Genomic DNA, 8,689 nt, shown 5'->3' with positions numbered 1-8,689 from the left:
GAGAATGTTTTCTTCCCAGTCCCCAGCTAACTGGTTAGATAAAGATACTATTAACCAATACCAACCAGGTTTAGGCACAGATGTAATTGGCGGCTGGTGGTATCCTGAAGATGGGCAAGTTGATAATCAGGCTTTAGTTAAAGTGCTGCTGACTGCGGCTGAGTCTTTGGGTGTTGTCTTCAAAGATGGAATTACAGTAGAAGCTATTTCTCAACAACAGGGAAAAGTTATTGGTGTACAAACTAATACAGGTTTATTTCGCGCTGACCATTATCTTTTAGCCACTGGTGCTTGGACAAATCAATTATTACCTGTACCAGTGCGTCCCCGGAAAGGACAAATGCTGCGTTTACAAGTTCCCAATTTTCTGACTGAATTACCTTTGACGCGGGTTTTATTTGGAGAAGGTATTTATATTGTCCCCCGACGCGAGCGTTCTATAATTATTGGTGCAACTAGCGAAGATGTGGGGATTTACTGGCGATAATACTCCGGGGGGGGATTCAAAGTTTACTGCAATCAGCCATGCGGCTATATCCCCAATTAGAGAATTATCCGATTCAGGAACTTTGGTGGGGATTTCGTCCTGCTACTCCCGATGAATTACCTATTTTAGGTCATAGTCATTGCGATAATTTAACCTTGGCTACTGGTCATCACCGCAATGGTATTTTACTTGCACCAGTCACAGCTACATTAATTGCTGATTTGATTTGCGAACAAAAAGCAGATCCTCTTTTGGCTAATTTCCATTATTCCCGCTTTTCTGCTGTGTCATCTACTACTACACCGATGTTGATTCATTCTACTCCGGCTACAAACGGCCACCGTCACCCAGAATTATTAGATCTAACTGTTCAAGATTCACCCCTAATTATTGCCGGCAAAAGCTTTAAATCTCGGTTAATGACAGGAACTGGTAAATATCGCAATATCCAGGAAATGCAGCAAAGTGTCGCTGCTAGTGGTTGTCAAATTGTGACGGTAGCTGTACGACGGGTACAAACCAACGCCCCAGGACATGAAGGTTTAGCAGAAGCTCTAGATTGGAGTAAAATCTGGATGTTACCGAATACGGCTGGCTGTCAAACCGCTGAAGAAGCTATTCGAGTAGCCCGGTTAGGAAGGGAAATGGCCAAGTTATTAGGACAGGAAGATAATAATTTTGTCAAGTTGGAAGTGATACCGGATGCTAAATATTTATTACCTGATCCCATTGGTACTTTACAAGCTGCGGAGCAGTTAGTTAAAGAAGGTTTTGCTGTATTGCCTTATATTAATGCTGATCCCATGTTAGCCAAGCGGTTAGAAGAAGTGGGTTGTGCCACAGTTATGCCTTTAGCTGCACCGATTGGTTCTGGACAAGGGCTGCAAACTACTGCCAATATTCAGATTATTATTGAAAATGCCAATATCCCTGTGGTGGTAGATGCTGGTATTGGTGCGCCTTCTGAGGCTGCTGAGGCGATGGAATTGGGTGCGGATGCCTTATTAATTAATAGTGCGATCGCTCTGGCTCAGAATGCCCCAGCAATGGCTTATGCGATGAATCTAGCAACGGTAGCCGGTCGGATGGCTTATTTATCAGGAAGAATGCCAATGAAAAACTACGCTAGTGCTAGTTCTCCTTTGACGGGAACAATTACAGGTTAGTTTTAAATCATTTTTTGGAGCGGGTATTTTGCCCGCTTTTCTTTTTTTTATGTCTACCAAAAGCAAAATTAATTATATAAATATATCTCTCTTTTGATACAGGAAAAATACTTCTCATCTCTCCAATAATAAGAGTATATTTTCATTATTTATAAATGAAGAATTATGATGGATTATCTTATTACCTATAACAACGATAAAGGACTCCTAGCTTATATTCAATTTCTGGCATCAAGAGCATTAAAAACCCAATATGATGGAACTGATCCAATATTTGATTTTGAAGATGCACTTGATCAAACAGAAATAGCACATTTAACCGTAGATGAACTTAAAAAAAATCCTGAAATTAACTCCTTATTTACAGAACGTTGGCTACCTGCACCGATAAATTTAGATGAATTAAGCAAACTTCCCGAAGGAACGTTAGGTCATACTTATGCTAAGGAAATGAAAGCTAAAGGCTTTGATCCTAACTTCTATAAAAAAGTTCCTGTTGTTGATGATATTTCTTATTTGAAGATGCTTTGGAGAACTACTCATGATATTTATCATGTAGTCACTGGGTTTGATACTGATGTTATGGGTGAATTGGGTTTACAAGCTTTTGTCTTAGCACAAACCCCTATGCCTATTAGCATCATGTTAGTAAGTTTTGGCATGGTTTTGATTAGTCTTTATCAACCTCATAAATTCAAACCTTTAATGATGGAAATATCCCGTGGTTACTCTTTAGGTTCGCATACTCCTGTTAAATTGATCTCTCAAAAATGGGATCAGTTTTGGAATGTTCCAATTAGTGAAATTCGCGCTCAATTACAAATGAATTCTCTTCCTGAATTAGCAGCAAGGTAAAATAGGATTTTTGATCTCATTCAATTATTTATATTTTTGGGAGTAAAAGTTTGTATTATCTTCAAATACTTTCTTCTAAAACTTGACTTTTATACTTGATCAAATCACCAAAATCTTTACCATTTTGTTGCTTAAGACGTTTCTTGAGTTTAATTTCCATAGAACTATTAATATCAGGTGTGGGATTTCTATTTAATACAATACGGGCATAAATTTTGAGTTCTTTGATTTCATTCTTCAATTTAGTGATAGATGAATCTATTTGTCCAATTGCTTTTTTTAAATCATGTCCTTTTAACTCCACAAAAAAGGCTGATTTATCTTCACAAGATAAAATTAGGTAATCACATCTTTCCCCATCTTTAATTAAACAACCATCTACCATAAGTTTACAAATCTCTTTACCATTTTTATTGGTAACTCTATACTCTTGTTTATTACCAGAATCTTTAACAACTATGGTTTTTCTATGATCACAAAATTCCTTACATTCACTTTCTCTGAAAAAATCGTTACACATAGTTAGTCATCCAGATTGAACAAGTCATTAAACTTGTCATTAATTATACTGGATGCGCTATCTATTTTTTCCGCTTGAATTAATTTTAGTTCTTGATCAATAATTGATTCATAGCCATTTTCTGATATAAAGTAAGCTGAAATACGATTTGGATCAATCCAACTTTTACTATTAACAATACTTTCTACTGCGTCTCTTTCATCACCAACTTTATTTTTACCTACTTGATAAGCATATAAAAGATTATTGAAAGCAGATAAAATATAAGGACTATGAGTAGTTATAATTATTTGATTGTTATAAACATTTGCTAATAAACCAATCAGTTCTACAATATCACTTTGGGTTTCTGGATAAAGGTGTGCTTCCGGTTCTTCAAACACCATAAATACACTCGTTTTATCTAAAATATATCTAAATATCAGCAACAGAATCCACACAGATTCTTGTTGTCCTGACGACGCATACTGTAATTTAACATATTGGTTATTATTGAAATAAATTCTTTCTTTATCAATATCAGCATTAAATCTATATTCACCTTTGAGGATTTTTTTTAATAATCTTGATAAATTATCACCTAAATTTAAAGCAACATCTTTATTTTGAATGAGCGTGTTTAAATCATCTGTAAAGTAAGTTTTTAATAAATTAATTCTCTCTACAAAAGATTGTGTAAAGTAGTCTAATGTATCTGGATTTTTGATATCTTGTAGTTGTTCGGTTAATGTAGACATCAAACTTCTACCTGCAGGAATAAATACATGAGAGTGTGTTTCCTCAAAAATATTATCAATGCGTGATTTAAAATAATTAAACTGTAATCTTCTATTTAATTCTAGTTCTCGTAGTTCTTCTAATGACTTAAAATTATTTTGTTGCTCTTTAGAGATTATTTTATAATTTAAAATTTCTGTAATTAGTAAATTTAATTCATTTTCTAAGGAAAAGCTTAATTCTATATCTAGAGAAGCTTCGGATATATATTTATGAATTGTTATATGCTTTTCGTTTGAATAGTGATATTCTAACCAAAATGATTTACAATCTAGTTTTAATCCAAAATATTGTAAAAAATTAAATTTGATAAAGTTTAATAATAAAAATACATGATGATGATCTGGAAGATTTTCTAGATTATAGGCATAGATATGGTTAAGTATTTCATCTTTAAGAGATTTAAATATAAAAATTGATTTACTAATTGTACTTTTACCGCTTGCTTGGGGACCAATTAACAGCATTACATCTGTTACATCAGCCTCAAATTTTTTCACAGGGCCAAAATTTTCTATAGAAATTCTTTGCATAATGATGATGTTTCGATTTAGATTCAAAAATATAAATCACTATTAACAGTGTAACAAAAATTTTATTACAAATAATCATGTAACTAAAATTCGCGCTCAATTAGGTAAGAATTCTCTTCCTGAATTAGCAGTAAGGTAAAACAGAATAGCGAAGGAATAATGACAGAGGTAAACACAAATTGTTTATTTTGTCAAGATATAATTCAAAATATCAGAAGCTTTGAGTAATGTAACTATTTATTTATTTTTATGAGAGTGATGTAAAATTTATGTAACATTAAGTAAAAGAAAATAATAAGGAATCACTTCATGCCCTATACAAACGAAGAAGGTGGTCTTCTCAATAATTTTGCGAAAGAACCCAAAGTTTATCAAGCAGAACCACCAACAACCACTCAAAAGCGGACTTATATTATTTTAGGACTTGCAGCGGCGCTTTTAGTTGGAGGAGTTATTTTTGTAGCCTTCTCTGTTTCTAATGTCGGTTAATTACAAAACTGAACTATAAAATTTTAATCAGGTTCATAATAAAGAGCCTGATTTTTTGTTAAAATACTAAAATAGCAGTATAATTATAGTCTTTTTTCTGACAATCCAACGGGGAAAACTTGATTCATCCTGAAAAAGAGAACATCTCTGTGAAAATCAAAATCATGAGATGTAATATTAATTTTGAATATATTCAGTCAGGATGTATACAGAAAAAAGGGCTGAAGCTCAACTAAATACAAGCGTGAATGAAACTGTACACACAGAAAACGTTAGTTTAAATCGGCAAGTATATCATCGCCTAAAACTTGCTCTTAGTCTGGGTCTCCGTAGACAAATCTTATTTGCTGTATGTGATGATTTACATTTAAGAAACCAAATAGCAGCGCGTTTGCATTCTACTTTAGCTTATCCGGTAGGAAAGGTATTATATCAGAAAGCTAATGTAGAAGAGTTTAGCACTCCTGCTTATCCACGATTAGTCACTTTACGACTAAATGTAAGTGATCCTAATCCTATAGCGCAAATAAATCAATGGCTAGTTAATTATCCACCTCCGATTATAGGGGGATCAAAAGATACTCCTGGTCGTCCGTTACCAATTCCAGGATTTCAGATTGTGGGTGTGGAAATGCTCACGAAAGAACCTGTCGCAGTACAACGGTTATTTTTGAATTATCTTCGTTTAGGTGAACAACATCTATCGAGTCAGGAATCTAGTTGCTTTTTAGAATCTTGTTTACTATTTTGGGTTTCTCGTCCTTGGTTATCTGCTATTGTGCAATCAGCACCAAAATTTTGGCATTGTCGAACGGGTGTCTTTATATTTGCAGGAGAACCAACACCAACTGTAGATAATCGTCGCAGTTTGGATCTGGAAAATTTTGAGCAGTTGATTTTTGAGCAAGAGGAAATTCCTCCAGAAGTTATAGAAACAGCTAAACCTGATTTTCCAGTAAATAAAAATGAAGATGTACTAACACAAATACCATTTTCTCAAACAAGTAATAACCAGAATATCTCTTCCTTTTCTCATATTAACCAAGAGTTACAGGAGCTAATTAAAGCTGCACTGAAGGTATCAGAGACGGAAGATCATGGACAAACTCCAGAAATATTAGGAGAAATTGAGCAATTACATATTCAGCAAGCTGCGGGTGAAGAATTAGCGTTAGCTTATCAAAATCTTGGTAATTTATATCGGTTGCGAATTGAACAAGGACAGTCAACTATAGAGAACTTAATGGTAGCAATTCTGGCTTACCAAGAAGCTGTTAATCATGATGAGAGTTCTCCACAACTTCCAGATATTTTGAATGATTTGGGTACTCTTTATTGGATGTTGCACCGCATTCCTGATAATGTCGAAGAAGCAAAAATTTATATTCAGCAAGGCATAGATTTTTATAAGTTAGCACTAAAGCTAATTACAGGTGATCTTCAGCCAGAAACTTACGCACGGATTCAAAATAACCTGGGGACAGCTTATGGTGATTTGTCGAGGTTTGCTGAACCAGTAGAAAACTGGAAAGCCGCAGTTGTTGCTTACCATGAAGCACTCCATTACCGACAAGAGGAAATAGAACCGTTAAAATATGCTGCTTGTCAAAATAACTTAGGTACAGCTTACTGGCATTTAGGGCAGTATAATCAACCTCTAGAACATCTCAAAAAAGCGATCGCTGCTTATAAATTAGCACTTGTTCACTATCAACCAGCCGATGAACCTCTCAAATATGGGATGATTCAAAATAACATTGGTACGGCTTATTGGAATCTTTCCCAATATGAAGAACCCATAGAAAATCTCCAGTTAGCAATTCATGTCTACAGTGAAGCACTAAAATATCGAACATCAACAAATGTTCCTCATGCCTATGCAGCTACTCAAAATAATCTTGGTATCGCTTACTGGCATTTAGCAAATCAATCGCAAATAACCAAAGCAGAACAACAAAAACTTGTTAATTTATGTATTCATGCTTATCAAGAAGCGGTGCAAACTGCTCACTCATTCAATGGTTTACCTTTAAGTTTTGATTTATGGGTGACACACAATAATTTAGGATTAGCTCATTATCATTTAGTTACAGATGTCTCTTTTCATGGGGACAAAAAAACGCTGTCTCAACATTTAGAATCTGCTTTAGAAAATCATTTACAAGCATTAAGTGGATTTAGTCAGCAAACAGAAAATTATCAAACAACAATCAGCCATATTATCAACACAATTCGGACTTTCCACAATGAGTTAGGTATTCAAGGACAGAATTTAGCTTTGTCTAAACTGCCTGGACAATTATTACCAGCGGTTTTACCTAAATTATAACCTTTCCTAGTCTAATGAAGTACAAATTTATCTGCGTTTATCTGCGTCCATCTTCTTCCATCTGCGGTTAATTATTTTTTGTTGTACTTCACTTGATTCTGACATTAATCAACCAAATCTCCCAGCTTATAAGCAGGATTATGCGTTATACAAATCACATATTTGCCGAGCTTTGGATCATAAAAACTCACTGCACCGTAAATATGTGCCAATTTATGCGCTAATACAAATGCTACAGGAATGGAAACCGGACCATTTATTTTCAATAGTTGTCCTCCAGGTAATTCTCCAGATTCCGCCATTTCCTCTAACCGTGCGGCTGCGTCTCTAACAATTTGGTCATTTTGAGCAGGTTCACCAAACTTAATCCGTAAAATTCCCTCTTTAAATTCGATGTTATAAGTAGTCATGGCTGATATTTGCAAACGATATTTACATCATAGCAAGGTGTTAGAAGATGCCTATTCTAATTTTTTTGATCCTAAAGTTATACCCAAAATCACCAATTTGCATAGTCAACCTGTAAAATAGAGAACGGCTAAAGCACTGATAAGTAATATTTCTCATGACAAAAGAACTATTAAAACAAGTAAGAGTAATTGATTCTCTCCGGGAAATTGACGAAGTAGCAGATGTATTAATTGTTGATGGTTATATTCAAGCGATCGCTCCGCAAATTACAGATTTTAGTCCCGATACCGCTATTCGTGATTGTCAAGGCTTAATTCTTGGTGCTGGATTAGTTGATTTATATAGTCATTCCGGTGAACCTGGATTTGAAGAACGAGAAACCCTAAGTTCTTTTTTACAAGCTGCTACTGCTGGTGGTTTTACTAGAGTTAGTGTTTTACCAGATACATCGCCAGTTATTGATAAACCTGCCCTAGTAACACAATTACAACAACACAGAGATCAACAAAAACCTTGTCCTCATCTGCACATCTGGGGAGCAATTACCTTGGATTTAGCAGGTAAACAGTTAACAGAAGTAGCAGATTTAGCCGCTGCGGGGGTTGTGGGTTTTACTGATGGTAAATCCTGGGAAAATCTGGGGGTAGTCAGACGGGTTTTGGAGTATCTTCAACCCTTCGGAAAACCTGTGGCTTTTTGGCCATGCGATCGCCACTTAGCAGGTAATGGTACAATGCGTGAAGGCGCGGAAGCTTTGCGGATAGGTTTACCTCCCATTCCAGTGAGTGCGGAAACAACTGCTATTGCATCGTTATTAGAATTAGTTGCGGATATCGGCACACCAGTCCATATTATGCGTGTTTCTACTGCCCGCAGTGTAGAATTAATTGCCCAAGCTAAGGCTCAAGGTGTCCCCCATTACCGCTAGTACAACTTGGATGCACCTTTTACTCGATACAACATCTATTAAGAGTTATCACACATCCTTGCATTTAGATCCGCCTTTGGGAAATAATCAAGATATGCTATCTTTGCGGGACGGTTTGCGAACTGGGGTTATAGATGCGATCGCTATTGATCACGCACCCTACACTTATGAGGAGAAAGTTCAAGCCTTTGCAG

General features: G+C 35.6%; 6 protein-coding genes and 2 pseudogenes. 5 read left to right on the top strand and 3 right to left on the bottom strand.

Going from position 1 to position 8,689, the window contains the following annotated elements; all coding sequences use genetic code 11:
• Positions 1-1,653, top strand: a pseudogene (locus FJR38_RS29185) (FAD-dependent oxidoreductase); the annotation flags it as partial.
• A gap of 168 nt (positions 1,654-1,821) precedes the next feature.
• The gene (locus FJR38_RS24030; protein ID WP_168497025.1) at positions 1,822-2,508 is read left to right on the top strand and encodes a Coq4 family protein; all 687 of its coding nucleotides are present in this window, start codon (positions 1,822-1,824) and stop codon (positions 2,506-2,508) included.
• A gap of 61 nt (positions 2,509-2,569) precedes the next feature.
• Here FJR38_RS24030 and FJR38_RS24025 read toward each other — a convergent pair whose 3' ends face one another.
• Both FJR38_RS24025 and FJR38_RS24020 read right to left on the bottom strand, forming a co-directional pair.
• Positions 2,570-3,028, bottom strand: a complete 459-nt coding sequence (locus FJR38_RS24025; RefSeq protein WP_168496949.1) for a hypothetical protein — start codon at positions 3,026-3,028, stop codon at positions 2,570-2,572.
• Between the two features lie 2 nt (positions 3,029-3,030).
• Positions 3,031-4,338, bottom strand: coding sequence for an AAA family ATPase (locus FJR38_RS24020; RefSeq protein WP_168496951.1), 1,308 nt, complete (start codon positions 4,336-4,338; stop codon positions 3,031-3,033).
• Between the two features lie 309 nt (positions 4,339-4,647).
• Between FJR38_RS24020 and psb34 the strand changes: the two genes are divergently transcribed.
• Both psb34 and FJR38_RS24010 read left to right on the top strand, forming a co-directional pair.
• Positions 4,648-4,827: a photosystem II assembly protein Psb34 gene (psb34, locus tag FJR38_RS24015; protein WP_168539848.1), complete on the top strand. Its 180-nt coding sequence runs from the start codon at positions 4,648-4,650 to the stop codon at positions 4,825-4,827.
• Between the two features lie 202 nt (positions 4,828-5,029).
• The gene (locus tag FJR38_RS24010; RefSeq protein WP_168539846.1) at positions 5,030-7,156 is read left to right on the top strand and encodes a tetratricopeptide repeat protein; all 2,127 of its coding nucleotides are present in this window, start codon (positions 5,030-5,032) and stop codon (positions 7,154-7,156) included.
• 104 nt (positions 7,157-7,260) lie between these two features.
• On the opposite strand, the gene FJR38_RS24005 is transcribed toward FJR38_RS24010, so the two are convergent.
• A complete protein-coding gene (locus tag FJR38_RS24005) occupies positions 7,261-7,566 on the bottom strand; it encodes a CRISPR-associated protein Csx3 (RefSeq protein WP_168496957.1) in 306 nt (101 codons plus the stop codon).
• A gap of 155 nt (positions 7,567-7,721) precedes the next feature.
• Here FJR38_RS24005 and FJR38_RS24000 point away from each other — a divergent pair.
• Positions 7,722-8,689: pseudogene (locus FJR38_RS24000) on the top strand (dihydroorotase); the annotation flags it as partial.

Source organism: Anabaena sp. UHCC 0253, assembly GCF_009712085.1.
In the GTDB taxonomy this organism is placed as follows: Bacteria; Cyanobacteriota; Cyanobacteriia; order Cyanobacteriales; family Nostocaceae; genus Dolichospermum.
Note: the sequence above shows the minus strand (reverse complement) of the source record. Positions and strands in the feature narration are given on the sequence as shown.